A 25,307-nucleotide genomic window follows, 5' to 3' on the forward strand; every position below is an offset into this window, starting at 1 on the left:
TCCTGGTGCGTAATGATTGAGCGCGATTATTCGCTGTAGCTGGCCGTCACGCGGCGCCGAAACTCACAAGGCCGCCGCGTGATGATTTGCTATCGCGCTTATTGGGCCACAGCCACCGGCTTGCCGATATTCTGCAAAATACGCGGCGGCTGACCGTTAATATCGAGGAACAGTTTCGGATTCGGTGTGGTCTTGCTGAAGTCCAGCATGTTGTCGATCGGATTGGCGATGCTGTCGAACGAGCCTTGACCGAGGCGCTGGCCAGCGAGCCAGTTGTCCTCGACAAAACGCAGGATGGAGGTCTGGTCGGTAACGGTGTGATCGACGTAATTGCTCTTCGACCACGGCGAGATCACCAGCAGCGGCAGGCGCGGACCGTAGCCGCAACGTCCCTGCGCATGTGTCACGCCGCTCAATACGCCGGGCAGGGCGGTAAGGCCATTGCCGCACGCATTCACGCCGGTCAGGGCATCATCCAGACCGCTGGACTGATTCACGATCGGCGGCATCTGGTGGTCGTACCAGCCATCCGAATCGTCATACGCGATCACCACGAGCGTGTCGCGCCATTCCGGCAACGATTGCAGATAGTTCAGCACATGCACGACAAACTGTTGCTCGTCGATCGGGTCGGAATAACCGGCGTGACCATCCTGATAACCGGGTGCCTTCAGATAACTCACAGCAGGCAGGTTGCTCGCACCGGCGGCGACAAAAAAATCATTGATGTCGTACTGGTGATTGGCGGCGTCGCCAGCATGGCCGATCGTATTTTGCGAAGTCGGCCGCGCATGCGTCGGGTTGGCGGTCGAGGCGTAATACTGGAACGGCTGATGATGCGGGATATAGTCTTTTTTCTTGACGTTGGTCACCACTGATGTCGTGCTGCGATTGCAGCCCGTGGTGCCATTGCTGTTGGTTACACCGAGGTCGAATCCGCCCGAGAAAAAGCCCCAGGTCACGCCCGCGGCATTCAAGGCGTCACCGATATTCTTGCCGCCCATCGTCACTTGATTGGCCGTCGGCGGAGAACAGACATCGCCGATCGGATCGGGATCGGCGATCACGGTCAGGCCTCCGTGACCGTCATCGGTTTCATCGCCGGTGCCGTTGAGATTGGCGATCACGCCATTGGTCTGGCCGGAAATCAGATTCAACGCACCCGGTGTAGAGGGGCCGAAGCCGGTGTTGTAGGAATTGTCGCTCATCGCGAAATACTGCGCGTAATTCCACAGCGCAGTGACGGTATTACCGTCGTAATAACCCATCACCAAGCCGCTGGTGGTGAATATTGCCGGCGAGTTGGCCGGGGCCGGTGCGCCCGAAGCGGTGCCGCCCGCGCCCGTGAAAGCCGGATACAAATCGACCATGCCGAAATGCAGCGCCTGTTGCTCCGGCGTGTAATCGTGATCCTGATCGGCGGTCGATGCCTGTGCCGGCGAAAGACGGAACGGATTGGCTGCACCCTCGGCGTTGGCCGTGTTCAGTGCGGTCGGATTATTGGTCAGCAGAGTGCCGCTGAGGCCGTTGACCGTCGGGGTATTGCTGAGCGTGTAGAACGGCGGTTCGCCCGTCAGATTCGCCGCGTGCGGATAGGTGCCGAAGTAATGATCGAAGGAAACGTTCTCCTGGAAGATCACGACGATATGTTTGATCGGCGTGCTCGTCGGTGTGGACTGCGCCGTGTCGGCCAGTGCGCCGATCTGGAACAAACTGCCGATCGCCAGTGCAATCGATACCGCTAATTTCTTACGCATAAATACAACCCCGCGCGATGGAATAAAATGGCGAGTGCCGCGCACGACACTTCGCCTTCTAAACTAGACGCGGGATATTTCTGTAGCGTTAAACTGCGATTACATTAGTCGAGAAAATACTGAAGCAGAATTAATCCTGGCTGCGATATTTCTGGCCGAACGATATCGGGCGTTGTGCCGAACTCGTGCCGCTCAGCGCAGCGTGCGAGTCAACATCGGGGCAATCGTCTTGACGATGGCGGCGGCGACGAAATGGTTGCCGGCGACGATATTTCCGGTTTCGGGAATGCCGTCGTTACCCGAAAAATCGCAGTAACGACCCGCGGCTTCGCGCACCAGCAGGCAACCGGCCGCCATGTCCCACGGCTTCAGGCCGATTTCGAAATAGCCGTCCATACGTCCGGCGGCAACATACGCCAGATCGAGCGCGGCGGAACCGGTGCGGCGGATATCTTCGGCCTCGGCATCGATCAGCAACGCCCGCGTCATGTCGAGTTGTGCCGGCAGATGCTGGCGCTGGCGAAACGGAAAACCCGTGGCCAGCAACGCGCCGCCAAGCCCTTCGCGTTTGGTCACGCGAATACGCCGATCATTGAGATACGCACCGTCACCCTTGCTCGCGGTGAACAACTCATCGCGCAGCGGATCGTAGATCACCGCGTGCATCGGTTCGCCGTTTTCCAGCATCGCGATCGAGACACAGAAATGCGGAAAGCCGCGCAGATAATTATGCGTGCCGTCGAGCGGATCGATGACCCAGACAAATCGCGAGTCGCCACGCGCGCCGGATTCTTCAGCGAGCATCGCATGGCCCGGAAAAGCGCGCTTGAGTTCGCGTATGATTTCGGCTTCGGCGAGGCGATCCACTTCGGAGACATAGTCGTGGCGAGCTTTCTCTTCCACGGCGAGACCTTCCACGCGATTCAGATAACGCAGGATGATGGTTCCTGCAGCGCGCGCGGCGCGTACCGCAACATTGACGGCGGGTCTGGACATTAAAAACTCCGGGTGGACAGGCTGGAAAAGAACAAGCTCGCAAGCAGTGTGTTTTGCTCGGCGGGGCGCAAGGGTAACAAATTCACCGGCTTGGGCCAAATTCCTGGCTGAACCGTAACCATGCAAGCACACCAATCCATGACCGAAAAAACCAGCCCCAGCCTCACTCGCAGCAATATTCGCTTTGTCCTCGTGCGCACTTCGCATCCGGGCAATATCGGCGCTGCCGCGCGCGCCATGCGCACGATGGGCTATGCGCGGCTGGTGCTGGTGGCGCCGTTGCATTACCCGCATGACGATGTCATCGCGCTGGCCGCGGGCGCGGACGACGTGCTCGAAAATATCGTGGTGGTGCCGGATCTCGCGACCGCGATCGCCGATTGCCGCCTCGTACTCGGTTGCACCGCACGTCAGCGTGGCGTGCCGCTGCCAGAGCTATCGCCGCGTGATGGCGCCGAGCGATTGCATCAGGCGCCGCCGGACGATGAAGTCGCGCTGGTATTCGGCAACGAACGTTCGGGCCTCGAAAACGAAGAACTCATGCGTTGCCATGCCGCCGTGCACATTCCGAGTGTGCCCGGTTTCAGCTCGCTGAATCTGGCGCAGGCGGTGCAGGTGCTGGCGTATGAGTTGCGTCTCGCGGCGTTGCACGGTGTGTCGTTATTGCCGCCGCCGTTGAAGTCCGATCCGCTCGCGACCGCCGCGGAAATGGAATATTTCTTTGGCCATCTCGCGCAGACTTTGATCGACATCGACTTCCACAAGGGCCGTGCTGCCACGACTATCGAACGCCGCCTGCGGCGCTTCTTTCAGCGTGCCGAACCGGAGCAGCGTGAGTTGCGTATCCTGCGTGGAATCTTCGACGATGCGCAGCGGATGGCGCGGTTGGCGGGCAGTAAAAAAGAGTAGGAGATTTTTGCCGAACTCAGAACCTGTTCTCAGTGCCGGCGTGACACAGAATCATCGTCATCGTGCGTGCCGGCGGCACCTTCGCGCGAGATCAAAATCTTGTCGATGCGCGCACCATCGAGGTCGACCACTTCGAACCGAAAACTGCGCCAGACAAACCATTCGCCGACATCGGGAATTCGGCCGAACTGCGCCATCATCATGCCGGCGGCGGTATGGAAATCGTGGTCTTCCTCGTTCGGCAACTGCGTGAGATGCAGCAACTCGCGCAAGTCGTCCGCGCCGAGACTGCCGTCGATCAGATAACTGCCATCATCACGTTGCACGATCGGCGCGGCGCGGGTATCGATCACCGGCGTGATCGATTTTCCGACCACGGCGGCGAGCAGATCGTTGATCGTGACGAGGCCGTCGATGTCGCCGTATTCGTCCACGACCAGCGCCAGCGGCGTTTCGACGTCACGAAATTCTTCGAGCAGATCCATCGCACGCGCGGTCGCCGGCACGTACAGCGGTTTGCGCAAGGTGCGGAACAAATCGATATTGGAACTGCCGAGCGTTTCCATCAGGCTTTTCAGTTCGAGCACGCCGACCACATCCTGCTCGCCACCGCGATATACCGGATAACGCGAGTAAGGCGTGTCGCGCATCACCGCTAAGTTCTCTGCCAGCGGTGCGGAAATATCAAGCCACGCGATGCGGTTGCGCGGCGTCATGAGGCTGTCGGCGCTGCGATCGCCGAGGCGCAAAACGCGATTCACCATATTGCGTTCGTCGTCGTCGATCACGCCCTGTTCGGCGCTTTCGGAAACCAGCAGACGGATCTCGTCTTCGGAAACTTCGCTGCCGCTGACTCGATGTTGACCGAGCAGACGCAGCAGCCAGCGTGTGGTAAAAATCAGGAAAAATGCGAACGGACGCGACAGCCACACCAGTCCGCGCAATGGCAATGCAACCGCCATCGCAATCTTTTCCGGATTGGTCAGCGCGAGCCGTTTCGGCAGCAATTCGCCGAACAGCATATTGATCAGCACGACGCCGGTAACGCTGGCCGACATCCCGATCGGCACCGTGTACGGCGCGATCGACGGAATGTTCATGCTTGCGAGCCAGCTCGAAATGGTCAAGCCAATCCGCGCGCCCGAATACGCACCCATCACGCTCGCGATCAAGGTGATGAAAAGTTGCACCGTCGCTAGAAAACGCTCAGGCGTTTGCGCCAGAGCAAGCACGATTTGCGCACGGCGACTCTCGCGTGCGAGTTGCTTGAGGCGGCTTTTGCGTGCGGTAAGAACCGCCATTTCCGATAATGCGAAGAATCCGCTGATCAGTGCAAGCACAAGGACAATAGCGATTTCGGTCAGCATCAAGGGCGCATGGCAGTGGGGATGAAGCGAGTTTAGCAGCTAGGTCGGAAAATTCATTATTGCCGTTGTAGCGAGGCTCGTGATGCCGAATATTTCCCCGGGGTGGCGCGGCTTTACGCCTTTGGCACCGCTGCGAACAAACTCGAACTGTCGCCTTTCGGACGCTCGGCAGTCAGTGTTTCACCGGTCACGAGGTAATACACAGACTCGGCAATATTGGTGGCATGATCGCCGATGCGTTCGATATTCTTGGCGATGAACAACAGGTGCGCGCCGACCGTGACGCGCTGCACGTCGGCCTTCATGAAGTCGAGCACACGTCGATACGCGATTGTGTAGGCATCATCGAGTTGTTCGTCGTGCGCCCACACCGCCAGTGCTTCTTCGGCGTTGCGATTGCGGAAGGCTTCGATCACGTCGGCGATCTGCTCGCTGGCGAGCGCGCCGAACTCGGCAATATGTTTGAGCAGATCATCTGGCGCGGCGTCTTCGATCGCGATCGAACGTTTGGCGATATTGGCGGCGAAGTCGCAGATGCGCTCGAACTCGGTGCCGATCTTGATCGCCGACAAAACCTCGCGCAGATCGCGTGCAATTGGTTGGCGCAACGCGAGCACACGAATCGCATGCGCATCGAGTTTGCGTTCGATCGCATCGACGTCGAGATCGTCCTTGATCACATGCGCAGCGAGGTGCGCGTCGCGCTGGGTCAGCGCGCCGATCGCGCCGGACAATTGCGTTTGCGACAGCTCGCCCATCTGTGCGATGGCGGCGTTGAGCTGGATGAGTTCGTCGTCGAAACTCTTGACGATATGTTCGGAGGCCATGGCGCTATTCCTGATCGAAGTATGTTGTATATCGCGGACAAATATCGCGATGTAATTAACCGTAACGTCCGGTGATGTAATCCTCGGTCATCTTCTGCTTCGGATTTTCGAAGATCATCGTGGTATCGCCGAATTCGACCAGATCGCCCAGATACATGAACGCGGTATGGTCGGAAACGCGCGACGCCTGTTGCATGTTATGCGTGACAATGACGATCGTGAACTGGCTTTTCAGTTCTTCCACGAGCTGCTCGATTTTGCTGGTGGCGATGGGATCAAGCGCCGAAGTCGGCTCGTCGAACAGGATCACTTCGGGCTTCAGCGCGATCGCACGCGCGATGCACAAACGCTGCTGCTGACCACCGGAAAGTCCGAGCGCGTTCTGCTTGAGTTTGTCCTTGGCTTCGTCCCACAACGCGGCTTGGCGCAACGCCTGTTCGACGCGATTATCCATCTCCGCGCGCGGCAGTTTTTCGTAGTGCTTGATGCCGTAGGCGATGTTGTCGTAGATCGACATTGGAAACGGTACGGGTTTCTGGAACACCATGCCGACCTTGCTGCGCAGGCGATTCAGAGCGAAGCTCGGGTCGAGAATATTCTCGCCATCGAGCATCACTTCGCCCTTGGCTTCGAGCTTCGGATAGATCGAGTAGATGCGGTTGAACACGCGCAGCAAAGTCGATTTGCCGCAGCCCGATGGGCCGATGATCGCGGTGACTTTGCGCTCGGCGATATCCAGGTTGATGTTCTTCAGCGCCTGATAGCCGTTGTAATAAAAATTGAGATTGCGCGCGGTGATTTTCGGTGCGCTGGTCACGACAGTTTCTGCGACGGAAACCGGCGCCACGGTCATCGGCACGCTATGCAGCGGAGTCTGGATATTAGTCATTGTGGACCTTCTTGCGCAGGATGATGGCGCGCGATACGAGGCTGAGCAGCAGGACAAAAACGGTGACCATGAACGCGCCGGCCCAGGCCAGCGAATGCCAGCTGTCGTAGGGGCTCATGGCGTACTGGAAAATCACTACCGGCACACTGGCCATCGGCTGCAGCATGTCGCTGCTCCAGTATTGATTGTTGAGTGCGGTGAACAGCAGCGGTGCGGTTTCGCCGCTGATGCGCGCGAGACCAAGCAGCACGCCAGTGAGGATGCCGGACATCGCCGAGCGATACAAAACCTGCACCGTGACTTTCCATTGCGGCACGCCAAGCGACAGCGCGGCTTCACGCATCTGGCTCGGCACGAGTTGCAACATTTCATCGGTCGTGCGCACGACTACCGGCAGGATGATCAGCGCCAGCGCGATGCCGCCAGCGAGGCCGGAGAAGTGGCCCATCTGCCGCACCACGAGGGTGTAGACAAACAGGCCGAGTACGATTGACGGTGCCGATAAAAGTATGTCGTTGACGAAACGGATGGTCTCGCCGATGGCACTCTTGCGCGCGTATTCGGCGAGATAAGTACCGGCGGCGATACCGATCGGCGTGCCGATCAGCACCGCTAGCAGCGACATCATCAGGCTGCCGAAAAATGCGTTGAGCAAACCGCCATCCGAACCCGGCGGCGGTGTCATCTGCGTGAACAGCGATGGCTTGAGTGCGGCGACGCCGTTGCTGAAAGCCGTCCACAAAATCCACACCAGCCAGAACAGGCCGAACACGGTCGCGGCGAATGACAGCGATAACGCGATGGCGTTCTTGAAACGACGCCGCGTATAAAGTTTTTCGGATAAAGCCGACATCAGTTGCCCTCCCGCATGGCGAGGCGCTTGAGCATAAGTTTGGCAATCGCGAGCACGATGAAGGTGACCACGAATAACAGGAAACCTAGTGCGATCAGCGAGGACAAATAAATATCCGAATCGGCCTCGGTGAATTCATTCGCGATGGTCGCGGCAATTGAGTTGCCTGGTTGCAGCAGCGAGGCACTGAGCAGATGCGAGTTGCCAAGCACGAACGTCACCGCCATCGTTTCGCCGAGCGCGCGGCCGAGGCCGAGAAACACACCGCCGATCACCGCCGAGCGTGTGAACGGCAGCACGATGTCCCAAACCACTTCCCACGTCGTGCCGCCGAGCGCATACGCTGATTCCTTGAGGCGCACCGGCACCGTCAAAAACACATCGCGCATAACTGACGAGACAAACGGAATCACCATGATCGCGAGCACGATGCCGGCGGTGAGCATGCCCATGCCGAGCGGCGGGCCGCGGAACAACGCGCCGATGATCGGCCATTGTCCGAGGTTGGCGTTGAGCCACGGAATGATGTGATCTGCCATGAACGGCACGAAGACAAACAGGCCCCACATACCGTAGATGATGCTGGGAATTCCGGCGAGCAATTCGATCGCTGCGGCGACCGGCCCGCGCATCCAGTTGGGTGCTACTTCGGTCAGGAAAATGGCAATGCCAAAACTCACTGGCACCGCGATCAGCATCGCGATCAACGCAGTCACCAAGGTGCCATAGATCGGTACGAAGGCGCCGAATTTGTGATTGACCGGATCCCAGTCGGTGCTGGTCAGGAACTGCCAGCCAAACGTGTGGAATGCCTCGCGGCCGCCCCACAACATCGAGAACGCCGCGCCGAGCAGGGTGATCAGAACGAACCAGCCGGCGATGGTGACGACCGTGCGAAAAATCGTGTCGGTACGCGCATCGCGCCCGGCGCGCGCGTTTTGCGCGGAGGGCGTGGACGCGGCGGCGCTGGACGAAACCAAGCTATCGCTGGACATGGATGTGACCGTAGCCTTCAGAAATTATCGAAAGCCGGCGCGCATGCGAACCGGCTTTCGATAAGCTCCTAAAAAACGCGCGCAGTGGGAGCACTGCGCGCGAACGTCTCGTTGAGACGAGGAGAGAACGTTGTCGCTAGAGCTTGATCTGCGCTTTCCAGTACGCTTCGACCAGCTTGACCAGATCGGCCGGGAGCGGCACGTAGGCCAGCTCTTCGGCCTGTTTCTGGCCGTTGTCATAAGCCCACTTGAAGAAGTCCAGCGTCGCCTTGGTGTGTTCTTTATCCTTCGGCGTCTTGTAGACGAGGATGAAGTTGGTCGCGGCCAGCGGATAGGCTTTTTCGCCCGGCGCGTTGGTCATCACGAGGTAGAAATCCTGCGCATTTTTCCAGTCGGCGCTGGCAGCGGCGGCCTGGAAACTTTCGATGCTCGGCTGGATAAACTTGCCGGCAGAATTCTTCAGCGCGCCGTAGGTCATCTTGTTCTGCAACGCGTAGGCGTATTCGACGTAACCGATCGATGCCTTGATCTGCTTCACGTACGCGGCAACACCTTCGTTGCCCTTGCCACCGACGCCGTTCGGCCACGACACCGACGTACCTTCACCGACTTTTTCTTTCCATTCCGGGCTGACCTTCGACAAGTAATTGACGAAGTTGAAGGTCGTGCCCGAACCGTCCGAACGATGCACCACGGTGATCAGCGCGTCGGGCAGGGTCACGCCCGGATTGAGTTCAACGATGGCCTTGTCGTTCCACTTCTGGATCTTGCCGGTGAAGATATCCGCGAGCAGCGGGCCGGTGAACTGGATCTTGCCGGGTTCGACACCATCGAGATTCACTACCACTACCACACCGCCGATCACCGACGGAAACTGGCCGAGGCCGGCAGCGGCGAGATCTTCCGGTTTCATCGGTGCGTCGGACGAACCGAAGTCGACCGTGGCCGCCTTGATCTGCGCAATACCGCCGCCCGAACCAATCGACTGGTAGTTGAGTTTGTTGCCGGTCTTGACGTTGTAATCAGCCGACCATTTGGAAAGAATCGGGTACGGGAAAGTCGCGCCGGCGCCCGTGATATCGGTGGCCTGGGCGCTGACACCTGCGAACATCGCAGCAGTTGCAGCGATAGTCAGCAGACCAAAACGAAGCTTGGAATACATGGAGCATCTCCTGTGGGTAATGTGGATCGACGACCGACAACCCCATCGTCGTAGTCGGCGAAACATGAGTGCGGCGGGTTATTCCTGCCGTCGTTGCATGGACAAGCCTAAAGATCGATTTTGAAGGTTTGATGACAGTCGACGAATTTCGCTTAAGAAGTTTTCACCGGCGTCACGGTCGGCATGCATTTTCTGGCGTCGCAGCTGCGATGCAGGCTGATGCGGGATATGCCGGGGTGGACGTACCGCACTAGTGCGTTCGCCGGAATAGCTCGTCGGCAGTGACACGAAAATGTAATAATTGGGGATCGTCGGCGATTTGCCCGACGCATCATTCGGTTCTGGGGCGTCGCATGTTTTCTCTGCAAACCATCTTCGGCAAGGGCGACAAGTTCTACGGCTTGCTCGAAGCGAGCGCGGCCGCCGCGCGTGCCAGCACACGTGCGCTGATGTCGCTGCTGCTCGACAAAGTGGCATCGCCGTCGCTGGAAGAATTCCGCGTGGCGCGGCGCCGCGAGAAAGAGCTCATGGCGAAGATCAGCCAGGAGCTGGTCAACACGTTTGTCACTGCGCTCGATCGCGAAGACATCGAGGCCTTGTCCGCGGCGTTGTACAAGATTCCAAAGACGGTCGAGAAATTCGCCGAGCGTTACACCTTGTTCGCCGGATCGCTGACCCAGATCGATTACGCCTCACGCGCTGCGTTGCTGGAAAAAGCCTGCGAAGTGATCGTGCAGATGGTTGGCGAGCTGCGTCACGGCATGCGCCTGGAACCGATGAAGGAGTTCAACGATCACCTGCAGTCGATCGAAGGCGAAGCCGATCGATTGATTCTCGAGTTGTATCGCGACCTCTATACCAACGAACACGATCTGAGCAAATTGATGTTGCGTCGAGATTTGTTCGAACTGCTCGAAAAAGCTTTCGATCGTTGCCGCGATGCGGGCAATCTGATTTATCACATCGCTTTGAAAAACAGCTGAGGAGCGCGACGTGATCGAATCCGCCGCTGATCTCAGTCCGCAAGCGCGCATGGAAATTGCCGCGTGAGCCTGACGCTGGTTTTTATCGTGCTGCTGGTGGCGCTCGCGTTCGAGTACATCAACGGTTTCCACGATACCGCCAATTCGATTGCCACCGTGGTTGCGACCAAGGTGCTGAGTCCGGGCCAGGCGGTATTGCTCGCGGCCTCGACCAATCTGCTCGGCGCGCTCTGGGGCACGGCGGTGGCGAAGACGATTTCATCCGGCTTGATCGATGCCGGCATCGTCAGCATCACGCCGCAATTGCTGATTTGCGCCTTGCTCGGCGCCACGTTGTGGGATCTGCTGACATGGTGGTGGGGCTTGCCGTCTAGCTCTAGCCATGCGCTGGTCGGTGGTTTGTGTGGTGCTGCGCTGGCGGCAGCGCACAACAATTGGCACGCCATCATGTGGGCGCAAACCGGCCCGCACTGGTGGGATGGCAAGGGGCTTTGGTACAAGGTCGTGATGCCGATGTTCAGTTCGCCGCTGGCCGGTTTCCTGCTGGGGTTTTTGATTATGGGTTTGTTGTATGCGCTGATCTCGTGGATGAGTTCGCGCACTGGCCTGCTCGGTCGCCTGGCAAGACCGCGCTGGGTGAATGCGTTTTTTGCCAAGGCGCAGATCGTTTCGGCCAGCGCCATGGGTTTGTCGCACGGCATGAACGACGCGCAAAAAACCATGGGCATCATCGCGCTGGCACTGGCGGGCGCCACGTCTTCCGGCTCGCTGAATAATCTGCCGGACTGGCTGCATTTTCTGCGCGTGGAGCAGGATGCCGGCAAGTCGTTCGAGATCGCGATGTGGATCAAGATAACCTGCGCCCTGACCATGGCCGCCGGCACGGCAGCGGGCGGCTGGCGCATCATCAAGACGCTCGGTCACAAGATGGTCAAGCTGCATCCGATTCACGGCTTCGCTGCCGAAACAAGCTCGGCGAGCGTGATCCTGCTTGCGTCGCAATACGGCATTCCGGTATCGACCACGCACAATATTTCGGCTGCGATCATCGGCGTGGGTGCGGCCAAGAGTTTCAAGTCGATCCGCTGGACTGTGGTCGAGCGCATGGTCTGGGCTTGGCTGCTCACAATTCCGATTACTGGCGTGCTGGCTTATTTGCTGGTGCGCCTGCTGCAAACGCTGGGTCTGGATGGCTGAGCCGAGGCGATAATCCGGGCTGTTTAAATCGCTTTTGGATGCACTCGTTTTTCACCTGTGGGATAGTTTCGCCGGCAAAATCACGTGGTAAAATATTGCATGAATATTTCTGCAATCGACGCTTGCGTGGCTTCCATTTCGCCGACGAGACCGCTGATTTCGGTGCTTACGCGTAGCCTCAATCGTCCCGAGTTGGCGCGCGCGCTGCAATCGGTTGTTGAACAGAGTTATCGCCCGCTTGAGGTGGTGGTCGTCGCGGCCGGCGCCGAACCGTTCGATCTGCCTGAAATCGATCGCGGTGATGTCAGCATGCGTTTGGTCAGTCGCGGCAAACCGTTGGCCATGTCCGCGGCAGCGAATGTCGCGTTAGACGAAGCACGCGGCGAATTTCTGATCTTTCTCGACGACGACGATTATTTTCTGCCGCCGCATATCGAAGGCTTGTATACGGCATTGAGCGCCGATCGAGATGCGGTTCTGGCGTATTCCAGCGCGATTCTCGAAAACAATGCCGGCGAATTTACTGGTCTGCTATCGCAACCGGTTCAATATTCGCCGCGACCGTTGCATAACTACAATTTCATCTCGATCCATTGCGCGTTGTTCCCGCGACGTTTTGCGCGCGAATGTCGTTTCGACGAGTTGTTGCCACTGTACGGCGACTGGGATTTCTGGCTGCAGATTTCCGCGTTCGGCCGGTTTATCGGCACGGCACAAAATACAACTTGTTATCGGGTCGAGAGTGGCACTTCCGGCGGTGGTATGGGCGCCAATGCGAACTTTGAAAAAAGAAAGATCGCTCGCGTACATATCCAGAAAAAACATGCGCGGCAGCGCAACCAGCTCGATGCAGAACTGCGCGAGATCGCCGCCAAACTCGATGCAGCTTGGCAGCAGTCCGATTTCGCAAAGGCACGTTTGCTATGTGCCCGCAGCATCGCACTAAATGGCGATCAAGCCGACATCTTGAACTGGTGGGCCTTGATCGCGATGCAAACGCAAGAATGGCCGTTGGCCGAAGGGCTGTTGCGCAAGTCGTTGCATTTGATTCCGAACGAACCTGCAGCATTAGCCAATTTCGCGCAGCTGTATGCGGCCACCGGCGAGTTGATGCACGCGCGCGTGTATGCGCATCTCGCCTGTTTCATGCAGCCGACATCGGCAGCTTTACGTAATTTGGCAGTTCGCCTGGGCGTACTCGACTGACTAAATCAGGTGTTGGGGCAGGATCAAAACGCGTCGCCACCCGCTGAAATCGATTGTTCGAGCTTGTCGCCGAGCGGCCCGATCTCCTGGATCAGCTTGTCGATTTCCTCAAGCGTAAGCAACTCGTAGGGGCGGTTTTCGCACAGGTGCAGATAGGGCGATCCGTCAAGATCGCTGACTGCGAGAAACCCGACGCGCTGCTCCCAGTTGAAGCGGAGGCAACGTTTGCAGTCCATGCCGGTCAGCGGACCGACCGGCGTGCTCACGCGCAGCACCTTGCCGCGATCCTCGTCCTCGAGTTCGGTCAGGTAAATGCCCTGATGACGCTGCCCGCCATCGGTCAGCATGTCGAAGCAAATCAGGTAAGGATCGTTGATGCGCAGCTTGTGCCGCGCATTCACGTGCGAGCGAATCTGTTCGAAGGATTGCACCGTGGGTTTCTCCGGCGATAGGAATAATGATGCCTATGCTAACGTGCCTGCATGCCCAAGTCAGTTTTCATTTCTGCGCTGTCCGCGGAGCAGCGCAAGATCGTCAAGATCATCCTGTCGATTCCGCGCGGAAGAGTGGCCAGCTACGGCGACATCGCCGCGCGCGCCGGCCAGACTGGTCGTGCGCGCTTGGTCGGACGCCTGCTGCGCATCGCGCCGGAAGAAATGAAACTGCCGTGGCATCGCGTATTGCGTTCGGATGGTCGCAGCGCATTTACCGAAGGCAGCGCGAGTTACCTTGAACAATTGCGCCGCTGGAAAAGCGAAGGCGTGGCGCACAAGAACGGCAAGGTCGATCTCGCGCGTTTCGGTTGGCAATCCGATCTCGATGCGCAGCTGTGGGGGCCGCGCTAACGCTGTTTCAAATCGAACTCGCGCGAGCACGTAATTACCCGCAATCACCTCGCGCTGGCATATGTATGAATGCAGATTTTTATTGCATTCAAAACTTTTCTACCGCGAAATTCTGTGCCAGGTTCAAGGAGAAATATCGAATGAGTAGGGTGGTGGTGAATACGTTGTTGAGCCTTTTCACGGTCTGGCTCGTGCTGCTGGATCATTGCCTGATCGTGGCCACTGAGATGCCGTTATCGAACGAGGTCGCTATCTTGATGCTGATACGGGCGAGCATGATTGCGTTCGTGGCGTTGTTGGTAAATGGTGCTCTCCCGCTAGCAGCAGAAATGCTTAGCGACGACCCGAAAAATCGAATGGAATTCATTGCGCTTGCGATTCCTTCTATACTTTTCCTAATTTCACCGATAATGATTTCCGACTCGCTGTATCGCGCGCGCTACGGCAACCTCAACAAGTCTGTCGTTCAAGCGCATGTGTGGAAGGACTTTGGGGTGTGTTGCTTGAATCCTTTCTCAAGACCAGTAAGCCCGATAGACCTTAGGCGCTGAGTAAGATCTAGTAATGTCATATTTCCTGACATAAGGGCACGAGCATGTCTCGTCCGCTTCGCATCGAACTTCCCGGCGCGCTCTACAACTGCGTTGTCTTTCGCGGTTTGCAGACTTCTGGATACATCTCGGGCACAGTAGCTCGGCGCGCGCGACGTAAAGATGTCGCGTGTCGGATTTGATAAATCGCTTGGGCGCGTTGGGCTTATTTGCGGCGCGCGTTAAAACACCTACGAGCGATATCTGGCTGCCACGCGAATGGACTCTAGGCGATCGTAGTGCGGCGTCACCCATCGCTCTGTCAGCGCGCGTATCGGCGGCGTCGCAGCGGCGTGCTTGGCAGCGCGATCGTCGGCGAACCGTTTGCGCGGATCCTTGGCATTGTGCGTGATCGCACCCTGCATGCACTGTATGTCCGCGCCTGAGAATTCAATGCCGAGGGCGTTCGCGACGTGCGTCCAAATCGCCGCAGGAAGTTCGCTGTAATTGACGAGTAACGGTTGCGAACAACTACACATCTCCAATGCGGCAGCGCACTGGCCCGCTACTACGCGAGCCCAGAATTCCGCCGCAGTCATCGCGCCGATTTCTTGCGGGTCGCCGCTCATCAAACCCGCCTCGCTCAAACCCGGCGGCAGCCGCTCACCCTGGGTTCCGATAAGAGAAACAAGAACTTCAATCGGATCTCGATAGACGAAAAGGCAGGGCACTTGGGGATACGCCTTCATGACCAATGCGTAGTCGGAGATCGCGCGTGCCGTGAATTTGATGAAGGTGGCTCGACCGTCGGCGCGATGGTTTACGAATGCGTCGATGATATTTTTCAGCAGCGCGACAGTCTGCTTGTTCGATGCTGCGTTCTGCCGGTAACTGCCGCGCAGTACAGTTTCAAGAATGGCGGGTTCGGAGAACACGGTGAATCGCTGAACCGACGCCAGCATGCGCGTAATCAGCGTGGACCCACAGCGTGAGATGTGGAAAATGAATCCGGCAGGAGTGCTGTTCGTGGAGCCGCTCAGGACGTTAATGGAAGTCGTTCGCAAAGTTCTGGCATCGTCGTGCAGCAGCCGATGGATAGTCTGATCAAAGTAGGCGTCCTCAAGTTGGCCATCGGCAACGTTGCACCAATCGATGAGCAAACACGCTCCGTCGTCACGAATGCGGAATGGGATCCAGCCGATCATATCTGGCGCGTGAAACTCGACGGCTTCGCTCGGCATTTTCAGCATTCTCCCGTCTATGGCGATTTGGCATAGCAGCCATTACTACTGCGAACTACAGCGCGCAAAATTTGGGTCAGGGCGCGAGATCAGTTTGTTTCGTGAATTCCCACTTATCCCAAAATAAATACGCCTTGTCCATGAGTCAAACTTTTCGATGGCCGACGGTGATCGTTTCAAACTCGAACTGCTTGCCGGTGGAATCGATCGTCTTTCGACCCTGTGGGCATAGGCTGCGTAAAGGCATAGTGGGTAACCTGAGATTGGAAGTCTCGCGCCCAGCGCGCAGAGCTTTGCGCGATGCGGCGCTCAACCAAATCGCAGTTCAGCGCATCGAAGCCCGATAACTTATCTAACTGCGTGGAGCAAACGTGACCAAATCATTATTCGCCGTGTGTCTGCTATTTTTTTTCGGCACGTCCAGCTTGCCCGCGCGTGCGGAACTGCTACCCGCGCACGCAGACTCGCTCGATTCCACGCTGTTGCATCAGAAGAGGGCAATCGACGTATTCCTGCCGAAAGATAACGAGAAAGATCCGGCGCGTCGCTACGAAACCATCTACGTCCTCGATGGTGACTGGAACGCCAAGCTCGTCGTGCAGTCGGTCGACTTCTTGCAGGCCACCGGCTTCATGCCGCCGGTGATCGTCGTGAGCGTGCCAAACTTCTTTGATGACAAGGGTATCAACAGCCGCGATCACGACCTTACGCCGACGCCGCAGCCTAACCAACCGAGCTCAGGCGGCGCAGCGCAGTTCATGGCGTTTCTGAAAACCGAGTTGGTTCCGTATGTGAATCAGCACTACCCGAGCAACGGTGTGAATCTTGTTCATGGTCATTCATTCGGCGGCCTGTTCATCAACTACGTGATCGCGAACGATCCAACCATCTTCGACGGGTACCTCATCCTCGATCCGTCGATGTGGTGGGACAACAAGGCGCTGTCGAAACTTGTCGCCGCGGCACTGCCATCGACACCGACGCAGGGCAAGGGCATCTTTATCGCTGGCCGCGAGGGTAGTGCGTGCAAGGGCATGGGCATCGATAGTCTCCAGCTCGCCTACGAAAAGGCGCCGCGCGAGCTCCACTGGAAGCTCGCCACATATCAGAACGAGTCGCACGATTCGCTGAAATTCAAGGCCACCTATGACGCCCTGCGTTATCTCTATCGCGGCTACTCGGAGAAGAAGCTAACGATTGGCCCGGACGATGGCATGGTCGATCCCTCGTTGCCGCTGCCCATCGAAGCCGAGACCGATCGATTCGATATTTACTTCACGACGGATGGTTCTACGCCGACTACCGCATCAGCACGCATGGATCAGACGCTCGCTGTCACCGACCCCGCACGCTTGCACCTGAAGCTGATCGCGACGCGCAGCGGCTACGATCAGGATCTCGCCCTGCATCTAAAAACCGGTACTTTCTGGAAGCCGGCGCGCAGCACAAAGCCGGACGAAAAAAGCACGTTTCACTACGCGATCTAGGCGCCGGATCAGTGGCCGCGCTTTCGCGGCGCGCCGATCAGCGCGGGCAAGACCACTGATAGCGCTCTGGGCGAGGTGGCCTCGCGGGACTACGCTGGCATCGTCGAAAACGACTACGTGATTCCAGAAGATGGTTGCTACATTTTCATGTTGAACACATCGCAGCCGGCGCGAGTCGCGCTGGACGGAAAATTCATCATTGAGCGCGGCGATACCGACGACCGCAATCCCCGCACATTTGTGGCACCGCTACGCGCGGGCATTCACAAGGCGCGCATGGAATTCCGCCATCGGAAAGGCGACGGAATCGATTTTAACGTGTTCCATTTCAAGGATGGCACATGGGATAACGTTTTGAGATGAGCATGCTGGGGTAATCTCCAAGCAGCTTTTGTCCGACACCCTTTTCCTTGTGTACTTGTGGTACACAGGAGATAGTGATCAAAAGAACCCTCGCTACAAAAAAAGGCATTCAATGATGCTAAAAAATAGTCGACTACTGGTGCTGGTGCTGGTGCTGGTGCTGGTGCTGGTGCTGGTTTTGAGTAGCTGGAGCGTCGGCGTACAGGCAGGCGTATCTCCCGACGCGTCCCTGACATCTCTGCTTGCCAGTAGCTGCAAATGGGATAATCAAAATATTGTAACTGAGGGCTATTTGGGCGTAATTTCAGCTCACTACGAAGATCAAGACGTAAGGTTATTTCAGTCGCGGGAATCCTTCGAGCATTTAGCCTATCAATTTTCGATTCCCGTGATCCTTACTAGATCGCAGTTGGACAAAAGAGAATTTATTCAAAACAAGTGGATCAGCATTTCCGGGCATTATAATTGCAAAATAGCTCATGGTATTGATCTGCGGTTCGGTGCGATAGATTCTGTCGATAAAGTTCAGGTATTGCCTGTTTTGAATAAAAACGATTCGTCGATGGTTATGAAAAAATTGCCAAAAGCGGAGGCGGTAGAGGTATTTCGATTTGTGCAGGCATGGGGAGCCATTGTCAAGCTACATGACTTGAAGATTGTTCGCCAGCATATCGATGCCCCGGATGTGTCTGATGAAAGACTAAATTGGGCGCTCTACGATTGGAGTTATTCAATTACAAAACGTTTTAGCAAAAACCCGCGAGAAGATTTTGTCTTGAAAGTCGGTGTCGAGGGTGGTTTATATCTTGCGTGTTATGGCACGAATGTGTTGCCAGATAACTTGTCAGAATGGGTTTGGCCGACCTGGAAGGATGAGAAGCAATCTTTCTGCCTTTCCATAATAAAGGGCGGAAAGCACGCTCGGGATCAGATTTTTTCCGTAGATGGTACGGAGTTTTGGAGCAGCGACTAGAACGAGCTATGGGGCAGGTTTTGTAATGCTTCATTTCAAGCGTCCCTTGAATCGTTAGCCATCCTCCGAATCGCGTGTCGCACGCGTTTATCCAACTCGCACATGCTGCACCCGCCCTTTGAGCTTTCCATACGCGAGTGTATGGTTCGGCCGACTGCGCTTTCCATCGCATCGAATCCGCAGCCATCGTGTCGTATTCTCTGGGAGGGATTATGTTGCGTACTACCGCTTTGCGCCTTGCTGGCGCCGTTCTGCTTTTGTGCCTGAGTTTTTCTGCGCTCGCTCAGAGCAATTACACCCAAACCAAATATCCGATCGTGCTGGTGCATGGCTTGCTGGGTTTTGATTCGCTCGGTGGCGTCTACGATTATTTCTACGGCATTCCGTCCGAGCTCAGTTCCGGCGGCGCCAAGGTGTTCACGCCGCAGGTTTCGGCGAGCAATTCCAGCACCTTGCGTGGCGAGCAATTGATTACTCAGCTCGACAACTTGCGCGCCGTCTACGGTTACAAGAAATTCAACCTAATCGGCCACAGTCACGGCGGCCCGACTATCCGTTACGTCGCTTCGGTGCGTCCTGATCTGGTGGCATCAGTTACGTCATTAGGCGCGCCGCATACTGGCAGCAAGGTTGCCGATGGTGTGAATACCCTGGCGCCGCCGGGCACCTTGCAGAACAAGCTCGCGGCGGGTTTCATCAATGCCTTGAGCACGTTCATCGCGTTGCTTTCTAGCGATGGACACCCGCAGGATTCGCTGGCCGCGCTGAGCTCGCTGACCACGGCTGGATCAACCCAGTTCAATGCGCTGCATCCCGAAGGCATGCCGACCACCGCATGTGGCCAAGGTGCTGCGGTGGTCAACGGCATCCGTTATTACTCGCTCGGTGGCACGTCGGTGCTGACCAATATCTTCGATGTTTCCGATGCTTTGCTCGGCGCCGGCTCGTTGTTTTTCGGCAGCGAAGCCAATGACGGCCTGGTCGGGCGTTGCTCGTCGCATCTCGGTGTGGTGTTGCGTGACGACTACGGCTGGAATCATCTCGATGAAGTGAACCAGGTGCTCGGCCTGCGCGGATTGTTTTCGTCGAGTCCAGCGTCGGTGTTGCGCACGCAGGCGAATCGATTGAAGTTGGCTGGCTTGTAGCCACCACGTTGCCGCAATACGAAAGTTGCGGCGACTTCGACTTGATCGACATGCCATTGCTCACTCGTCGTTGGTTGATTGGTGCGCTGCTTGTTGCAGGGATTTTGTCGAGCGCAGCGTGGCTGCATCTGCACCAACCAGCGCCCGCGAATTCGCCAACGGCACGTGGTGAGCAGCCAGCCGCATCGATCGGAGTTGTCGCGACGATAACCCCGCCTGCTGCCAGCACCGTGCACGCGCATGCAGCGCCTGCGCCTGATGTGGAGCGCGTGCTGCGCTCGGGTTCGTTGCGCGGCAGCCAGCCTGATGGTTTGTTGGCATGGACGGGCGATGGTCGGTTGATCGCCAATCGTGAGTTACGCCGCTTGCTCGACTATTTTCTGTCGAGCATCGGCGAACTCGACGCCGATGCCATTCGCACGCTGCTGGTGACGCAGCTTGGCGCGCAATATTCTGCGGCGCAGGTGACACAAGTGGCGGCGGTTTTTGACCGTTATCGCGACTACCAACTTGCATTGATGAACGAGTCGCCTATCGCGGATTTGTCCGCACAATTGTCGCGCTTGCATGAGTTGCGCCTGCGTTATCTCGGCACGGAAATCGCCGATGCTTTTTTCCGCGACGACGAAAATTACGCCGCCTATACGCTCGCGCAGCGCGACCTCAAGACTGATCCACAGCTGACCGCGGAACAACGCGTCGCAAGTTTGGCCGAACTGGATAAGACTTTGCCCGAATCGTTGCGCGATCGGCGCGCGCTGGCGCAAACACCGATGTTGATTGACAGCCAGGAAGCGCAATTCGATGTCGCGCACGCTGATGCCAATACGCGCCACGACACGCGTGCGGCACAGTGGGGCGAACCGGCCGCGCAGCGTCTGGATGCGCTCGATGCACAACGCGCCGATTGGCAATCGCGGCTCAGCGCGTATCAAAATTGGCGCGATGCGATCAATGCCAATACTGCGCTCAGCGAAACCCAGCGCCGCGCGGCGATCGATGATTTACTCGTGCGCAGTTTTCACGATACCGAGCGCGTACGGATTCAATCGCTGGAACAGGAAGGGCTGTTGCCGACGCCGGGCGGCTGATATCGCCGCACGCTCACGTCGCCGCAAATGGCATTCACGCACGCCGCGAAAACCAGCCGGCGATGCTCAATCGGTTGCGTGTTGCCGGCAGCACTTCGTGCTCGAACTCGGCGCTCAGGAAAACAACCAGCGTGCCCGAGTGCGGAAAAATATCGCGAAAAATTTCCGTTTCTGGTGCGTCGGTTTGCAGCGCGGGCAGATACAGCCGCAACGCGCCGCCTTCGCTTTCCAGCCAATCGTCATTGAGATAACACACCATCGACAACACCCGCAGATCGTCGTCGCGAAAACGATCGCGGTGACGTCGATAACGGCTGCCCGGCGGATACAGCGCGTAGTGCGTTTCGAACGCATCGAGACCCAGCAACAGACGCTGATTGAGGCTGCGCCGCAGCGCCTGCATCTGATCCCAGAACGCGGTTTGCACTACGCTCATCGCTAGCGGATTAAACCAATTGGTATGATCGCCGCGGATCAGCTCGGCATGCTGGCGTTGCATGCCATGCCCGACGTGCGCCGGCGTGAGCAGCGAGGCCAGGTTCTGTGCATTGCATTCGCGCGCGAGTTCGGTAGCCAGCATCGGAGTGATAAAATCTGGTACCACCGCGTAGCCATCGCGTTGCAAAGCCAAAGCGGTGGACTTGAAGTAATCGGAGTTTGGCAGCATCTCTGCACGATACAGAATCCGACCTATGCATGCAGGTATTCTATGTCAAGGACAAACCCACCCCTGCGCCAGCATGACTCACTACGAGCGCGCTGCGCATCGTTCCAGACAAGGATAAAAGCGTGTCGATAATGTCGGATGTGCCGCCGGTAACGCGGGCGTTGGTGATCGCAAACGTAGTGATGTTCGGGCTGCAGCAATTGTTTTATTTGCCGATGCTGCTGAACCTGGCGTTGTGGCCGATCGGGCCAGCGCAACTAATGCCGCTGGGGCATGGTGCATCGGTGCTGGTGCAGTTCGAGCCGTGGCAGTTGATCACGTATGCGTTCTTGCATGGCAGCGTGGGACACGTCGCGTTCAACATGCTCGGCCTGTGGTCGGTCGGCACGCCAATCGAGCGTCTGCTCGGTGCGCGAGCCTATCTGTTTTATTACTTCGTCTGCGTGCTCGGCGCGGCGGTCGCGCAATTGTTGATCGTCGCTTATGTCAGTCACGATTTTGTGCCGACCCTGGGCGCTTCCGGCGGCGTATTCGGCGTCATGCTCGCGTTCGGCATGATCTATCCGCACCAGAAACTGATGCTGGCTTTTATTCCGGTTCCGATCTCGGCATGGTTGTTCGTGATCATCTACGCCACGATCGAATTGTTCTCAGGCGTGCTCAAAATTCAACCCGGCGTCGCGCATTTCGCGCATCTCGGCGGCATGCTCGCGGGCATCGTATTGATCCTGTACTGGCGCGGCCAATTGCCGATCAAACCAAAGCGCGTGCTGATTCGTTGATACGCCACTGAGCCATGCCGCGCATGGCTCAGCGCAAAGGCATCAACGCAAGCCGAGGAAGTCCGCGCTGCAGACAAAACGCACCGCATCGAGTCGCGTATGCGCTTGCGGCAAGGCATGTCGTAACGCGGCGAGTTCCGCTTGCAGCGCATCGATTTCCTGCTGGCGCACACTTGGGTTGACGCGCTTGAGTGCGGTCAGGCGCGCTATCTCGCCACCGAGTTCGAGTTCGGCTGCTTGCAGTGCATTGGCAATCACGGTTTTTGCTTCGGCTAGCGCGAGTTCCTCGGCGCGTTTGCGCATCGGTGGCACGAGGGTCGACAGGTATTTTCGATAACGCGGCACTTCGATATCGCGATCAGGCGCGCGCTGCAGGCTGCTCGGGCTGGCGCGATAATCCGGTCGCGATTGCAGCTTGGTATCGACGATCGCACGCAGCGGCGTCGGCGGCAAAAAGCGTTCGATATGCAGTGATTTCGCGGCCAGACAATCGAGCACGAATACACATTCGAGCAGCACGGTTTTTGGCGCGAGCACATCGTCGGCAAGAAACGCGCAATTGCCGTTTTCGCCGTCGAGCAAAAGTTCGAGCGCGCCGATCACCATCGGATGATCGAAGCGCAGCAACGGCAATTCTTCACGCGACAACGCCGTGGCGCGATCGAACGTGATCTGCTGCGGGCCATCCTGTAAACCCGGAAAACCGTCGGTGCTCAGGTACTCGGGATCGAGCAGATAAATACGTTCACCGTGCTCGTCGTTCTCGATGCCAAACTGCTCGAACAACCGCAGCACAAATGCATCGAGCGTCGCATTCTGATCACTCGCCAGCAACGCAAGCCGCAAGGTTTCCGCATGCGCTTCGCGCGTGGCGGCGAGTTCGAGCAAACGATCGCGGCCACGATGAATTACTGCGGCAAGCTCCTCGTGCGCGGCACGCGTTTCGGCGATCAGCACATCGAGTTCGGCATCCGAATCCTCCGCCCCGCGCGCGTGTTGCGTCGCCAGCGCGAGCAGTGGCGTTTGAAAACGCTTGAGCAATTCGCGGCCATCGGCGGGGCTGGTGCGGAATGCATCCAGGCCCTGATCGAACCAGCGCAACAACACCTGCTGCGCGCTGCCGCTGAAGGCAATGCCATGAATCGCGATCGGATGTTTCTGGCCGATACGATCAAGCCGGCCGATGCGTTGTTCGAGCATGTCGGGATCCAGCGGCAGATCCCACAGGATCAGCGTATGCGCGAACTGGAAGTTGCGACCTTCCGAACCGATCTCGGCGCACAACAGCAAACGTGCGCCATCGGGTTGCGCAAAAAACGCAGCATTGCGGTCACGCTGAATGATGCTCATGCCCTCGTGGAAACGCGCGACTTTCACACCGCTGCGCGTGCGCAAGGCTTCTTCGAGCGCGAGCACTTTTGCCTGGCTGCGACAGATCAGCAGCAGCTTTTCCGTGCCGCTGGTTTCGATCAGATTGAGCAGCCACGGCAGGCGTGCATCGGCGGCGTAATTGAGTTCGAGCGGCGAGGGCGGTTGTTGCACATCGCTGCAAAATTCCGCGAGCAAATGTTGGCGTTGGTCATCGTCAAGCTCGGTGCCATCGAGCACGCTCAGCTGCGGCACGCGCTGCGGAAAACCGCCGACCTGCGCGCGACGATTACGGAACATCACACGCCCGGTGCCGTGCCGGTCGATCAGCGCATCGATCAAGGTCGCGGCGCTGCTGCGATCACCTTTGCCGTAACTTTTCAGATGCGCCAGCAGCGCCGGATCATTGTCCAATCGCTGCGCAAGATCGGTTTGCTCCGGCTTATCGAGGGCGGCACCGTCCTGCAGTTTTTCGGCAAGCTGCGAGAGTTGCGCGTAACCGTCCGACTCGTGCTGAAATTGCGCCAAATCGTGATAACGCGCCGGATCGAGCAACCGCAGACGCGCAAAATGGCCGGTGCGACCAAGCTGTTCCGGCGTGGCCGTGAGCAGGATCACGCCCGGCGTTTTCTGTGCGAGTTTATCGACCAGATCGTATTCGGTGCTGCTGTGTTCCGGCGACCACGCGAGATGATGCGCCTCGTCCACGACCAGTAAATCCCAGCCCGCATCCAACACTTGTTGCGTGCGTTTCGGCGCGTCCGCGAGAAAGCCGATCGAGGCGATCACGAGCTGATCGTCCTCGAACGGATTGATACCCGGCGTCGCCATCTCGATCGCCTCGCAACGTTCTTCGTCGAAGATTGCAAACGACAGATTAAATCGGCGCAGCAGTTCGACGAACCACTGGAACACCAAACTCTCCGGTAGCAACACCAGCACGCGACCGACACGATTACTTGCCAGCAAGCGCGCGAGAATCAAGCCGGCTTCGATAGTCTTGCCGAGGCCGACTTCATCGGCTAGCAGAATGCGCGGCGGGCGTCGCGCCGCGGCGATTTCGGCCACGCGCAACTGGTGCGGAATCAGATCGACCCGAACACAGGCCAAGCCGTAAGCCGGCGAGCGTTGTGCTTCGGCGCGCTGCTGCAAGGCTTCGACCCGCAACTCGAATTGCTCGACCCGATCAACCCGGCCGCTGACCAGACGCTCATCGGCTTTCGATACGTTTTGCACGTCGTCGAGCTCGCCTTCGGCCAGGGTCATGCCGGCGCCGTGGTAATAGGCGATGCCGTTGCGCAATTCCATGCGCTCGATGATGAAGGTCTTGCCGGTGCCGCTGACACTGTCGCCGGATTTGAACTCGGCGCGCAGCAGCGGGGCCGAGGTCAACGCGTATTGGCGGATCACGCCGGACGTGGCGAACACCACTTGCACGGTGCGCCCTTCCAAGCGCATCACGGTGCCCAGACCAAGCTCGGGCTCTGCCGTGCTGATCCAACGTTGTCCGGGAACAAAAGCCATGCCTACATCCTGTAACTATTGGCGCCTTATTATGCGCGCCGCGCCCGATAATGAAAAATGCGCAAGGCGATTACGCGCCTGCGCGCTGCTTCGGTGGAAAGTAGTGCAATCACCAATGCGTGTTTGCCGAATCGAAAAAAGTTGCCGCCT

23 protein-coding genes are annotated in these 25,307 nt (G+C 57.8%); 11 read left to right on the forward strand and 12 right to left on the reverse strand.

Annotation, left to right across the window (positions count from 1 at the left end; genetic code table 11):
* Positions 1-98 precede the first annotated feature (98 nt).
* Complete coding sequence (locus ELE36_RS05980) at positions 99-1,757, reverse strand: phospholipase C (protein ID WP_129832205.1); 1,659 nt, start codon at positions 1,755-1,757, stop codon at positions 99-101.
* Between the two features lie 192 nt (positions 1,758-1,949).
* Positions 1,950-2,753 (reverse strand): inositol monophosphatase family protein, encoded by an 804-nt coding sequence (locus tag ELE36_RS05985; protein ID WP_129832206.1) that lies wholly within the window; start codon positions 2,751-2,753, stop codon positions 1,950-1,952.
* Between the two features lie 138 nt (positions 2,754-2,891).
* On the opposite strand from ELE36_RS05985, the gene ELE36_RS05990 reads away from it, so the two are divergent.
* The gene (locus ELE36_RS05990; protein ID WP_129832207.1) at positions 2,892-3,662 is read left to right on the forward strand and encodes an RNA methyltransferase; all 771 of its coding nucleotides are present in this window, start codon (positions 2,892-2,894) and stop codon (positions 3,660-3,662) included.
* A 29-nt stretch (positions 3,663-3,691) separates the two neighbouring features.
* Here ELE36_RS05990 and ELE36_RS05995 read toward each other — a convergent pair whose 3' ends face one another.
* The 6 genes from ELE36_RS05995 to pstS all read right to left on the reverse strand — a co-directional run bounded on the left by ELE36_RS05995 (position 3,692) and on the right by pstS (position 9,755).
* Complete coding sequence (locus tag ELE36_RS05995) at positions 3,692-5,029, reverse strand: hemolysin family protein (protein ID WP_129832208.1); 1,338 nt, start codon at positions 5,027-5,029, stop codon at positions 3,692-3,694.
* Positions 5,030-5,142: 113 nt separating this feature from the next.
* Positions 5,143-5,856 (reverse strand): phosphate signaling complex protein PhoU, encoded by a 714-nt coding sequence (gene phoU, locus ELE36_RS06000; protein ID WP_129832209.1) that lies wholly within the window; start codon positions 5,854-5,856, stop codon positions 5,143-5,145.
* A 55-nt stretch (positions 5,857-5,911) separates the two neighbouring features.
* On the reverse strand, positions 5,912-6,709 hold the full coding sequence (pstB, locus tag ELE36_RS06005; protein ID WP_129836670.1) for a phosphate ABC transporter ATP-binding protein PstB: 798 nt from the start codon (positions 6,707-6,709) through the stop codon (positions 5,912-5,914).
* A gap of 28 nt (positions 6,710-6,737) precedes the next feature.
* Positions 6,738-7,598: a phosphate ABC transporter permease PstA gene (gene pstA / locus ELE36_RS06010; RefSeq protein WP_129832210.1), complete on the reverse strand. Its 861-nt coding sequence runs from the start codon at positions 7,596-7,598 to the stop codon at positions 6,738-6,740.
* Positions 7,598-8,593 carry a phosphate ABC transporter permease subunit PstC gene (gene pstC / locus ELE36_RS06015; RefSeq protein ID WP_129832211.1) on the reverse strand — a complete coding sequence of 332 codons (996 nt, stop codon included), beginning with the start codon at positions 8,591-8,593 and terminating at the stop codon, positions 7,598-7,600. Before pstC ends, pstA begins: the two co-directional genes overlap by 1 nt.
* 136 nt (positions 8,594-8,729) lie before the next feature.
* Positions 8,730-9,755, reverse strand: a complete 1,026-nt coding sequence (gene pstS / locus ELE36_RS06020) for a phosphate ABC transporter substrate-binding protein PstS (protein ID WP_277987065.1) — start codon at positions 9,753-9,755, stop codon at positions 8,730-8,732.
* Positions 9,756-10,108: 353 nt separating this feature from the next.
* Between pstS and ELE36_RS06025 the strand changes: the two genes are divergently transcribed.
* From ELE36_RS06025 to ELE36_RS06035, 3 genes are all read left to right on the forward strand, one after another.
* On the forward strand, positions 10,109-10,738 hold the full coding sequence (locus tag ELE36_RS06025; RefSeq protein ID WP_129832213.1) for a DUF47 domain-containing protein: 630 nt from the start codon (positions 10,109-10,111) through the stop codon (positions 10,736-10,738).
* A gap of 63 nt (positions 10,739-10,801) precedes the next feature.
* Entirely contained in the window at positions 10,802-11,935 is a 1,134-nt protein-coding gene (locus ELE36_RS06030; RefSeq protein WP_129832214.1) for an inorganic phosphate transporter, read from the forward strand.
* Between the two features lie 99 nt (positions 11,936-12,034).
* The gene (locus tag ELE36_RS06035; RefSeq protein ID WP_129832215.1) at positions 12,035-13,141 is read left to right on the forward strand and encodes a glycosyltransferase; all 1,107 of its coding nucleotides are present in this window, start codon (positions 12,035-12,037) and stop codon (positions 13,139-13,141) included.
* Between the two features lie 23 nt (positions 13,142-13,164).
* On the opposite strand, the gene ELE36_RS06040 is transcribed toward ELE36_RS06035, so the two are convergent.
* Positions 13,165-13,572, reverse strand: a complete 408-nt coding sequence (locus ELE36_RS06040) for a hypothetical protein (RefSeq protein ID WP_129832216.1) — start codon at positions 13,570-13,572, stop codon at positions 13,165-13,167.
* Positions 13,573-13,623: 51 nt separating this feature from the next.
* Between ELE36_RS06040 and ELE36_RS06045 the strand changes: the two genes are divergently transcribed.
* On the forward strand, positions 13,624-13,986 hold the full coding sequence (locus tag ELE36_RS06045) for an MGMT family protein (RefSeq protein WP_129832217.1): 363 nt from the start codon (positions 13,624-13,626) through the stop codon (positions 13,984-13,986).
* Positions 13,987-14,141: 155 nt separating this feature from the next.
* Positions 14,142-14,537, forward strand: a complete 396-nt coding sequence (locus ELE36_RS06050) for a hypothetical protein (protein ID WP_207215875.1) — start codon at positions 14,142-14,144, stop codon at positions 14,535-14,537.
* Between the two features lie 230 nt (positions 14,538-14,767).
* Here ELE36_RS06050 and ELE36_RS06055 read toward each other — a convergent pair whose 3' ends face one another.
* Positions 14,768-15,757, reverse strand: coding sequence for a hypothetical protein (locus ELE36_RS06055; protein ID WP_129832219.1), 990 nt, complete (start codon positions 15,755-15,757; stop codon positions 14,768-14,770).
* A 371-nt stretch (positions 15,758-16,128) separates the two neighbouring features.
* Here ELE36_RS06055 and ELE36_RS06060 point away from each other — a divergent pair, with 371 nt between their 5' ends.
* The 4 genes from ELE36_RS06060 (at position 16,129) to ELE36_RS06075 (ending at position 20,816) form a co-directional block, all read left to right on the forward strand.
* Positions 16,129-17,244, forward strand: a complete 1,116-nt coding sequence (locus ELE36_RS06060) for an alpha/beta hydrolase-fold protein (protein WP_129832220.1) — start codon at positions 16,129-16,131, stop codon at positions 17,242-17,244.
* Positions 17,245-17,722: 478 nt separating this feature from the next.
* Entirely contained in the window at positions 17,723-18,580 is an 858-nt protein-coding gene (locus tag ELE36_RS06065) for a hypothetical protein (protein WP_129832221.1), read from the forward strand.
* A 212-nt stretch (positions 18,581-18,792) separates the two neighbouring features.
* On the forward strand, positions 18,793-19,725 hold the full coding sequence (locus tag ELE36_RS06070; RefSeq protein WP_129832222.1) for a lipase family alpha/beta hydrolase: 933 nt from the start codon (positions 18,793-18,795) through the stop codon (positions 19,723-19,725).
* 50 nt (positions 19,726-19,775) lie between these two features.
* Positions 19,776-20,816 carry a lipase secretion chaperone gene (locus ELE36_RS06075; RefSeq protein ID WP_129832223.1) on the forward strand — a complete coding sequence of 347 codons (1,041 nt, stop codon included), beginning with the start codon at positions 19,776-19,778 and terminating at the stop codon, positions 20,814-20,816.
* 34 nt (positions 20,817-20,850) lie between these two features.
* Here the strand turns inward: ELE36_RS06075 and ELE36_RS06080 are convergent, their stop codons facing one another.
* Positions 20,851-21,483 carry a 2OG-Fe(II) oxygenase gene (locus ELE36_RS06080; RefSeq protein ID WP_207215876.1) on the reverse strand — a complete coding sequence of 211 codons (633 nt, stop codon included), beginning with the start codon at positions 21,481-21,483 and terminating at the stop codon, positions 20,851-20,853.
* Positions 21,484-21,614: 131 nt separating this feature from the next.
* Here ELE36_RS06080 and ELE36_RS06085 point away from each other — a divergent pair, with 131 nt between their 5' ends.
* Positions 21,615-22,265: a rhomboid family intramembrane serine protease gene (locus tag ELE36_RS06085; protein WP_340642634.1), complete on the forward strand. Its 651-nt coding sequence runs from the start codon at positions 21,615-21,617 to the stop codon at positions 22,263-22,265.
* Between the two features lie 42 nt (positions 22,266-22,307).
* On the opposite strand, the gene rapA is transcribed toward ELE36_RS06085, so the two are convergent.
* Positions 22,308-25,157 carry an RNA polymerase-associated protein RapA gene (rapA, locus tag ELE36_RS06090; protein WP_129832224.1) on the reverse strand — a complete coding sequence of 950 codons (2,850 nt, stop codon included), beginning with the start codon at positions 25,155-25,157 and terminating at the stop codon, positions 22,308-22,310.
* Positions 25,158-25,307 lie beyond the last annotated feature (150 nt).

This window comes from Pseudolysobacter antarcticus (assembly GCF_004168365.1).
Lineage (GTDB): Bacteria > Pseudomonadota > Gammaproteobacteria > Xanthomonadales > Rhodanobacteraceae > Pseudolysobacter > Pseudolysobacter antarcticus.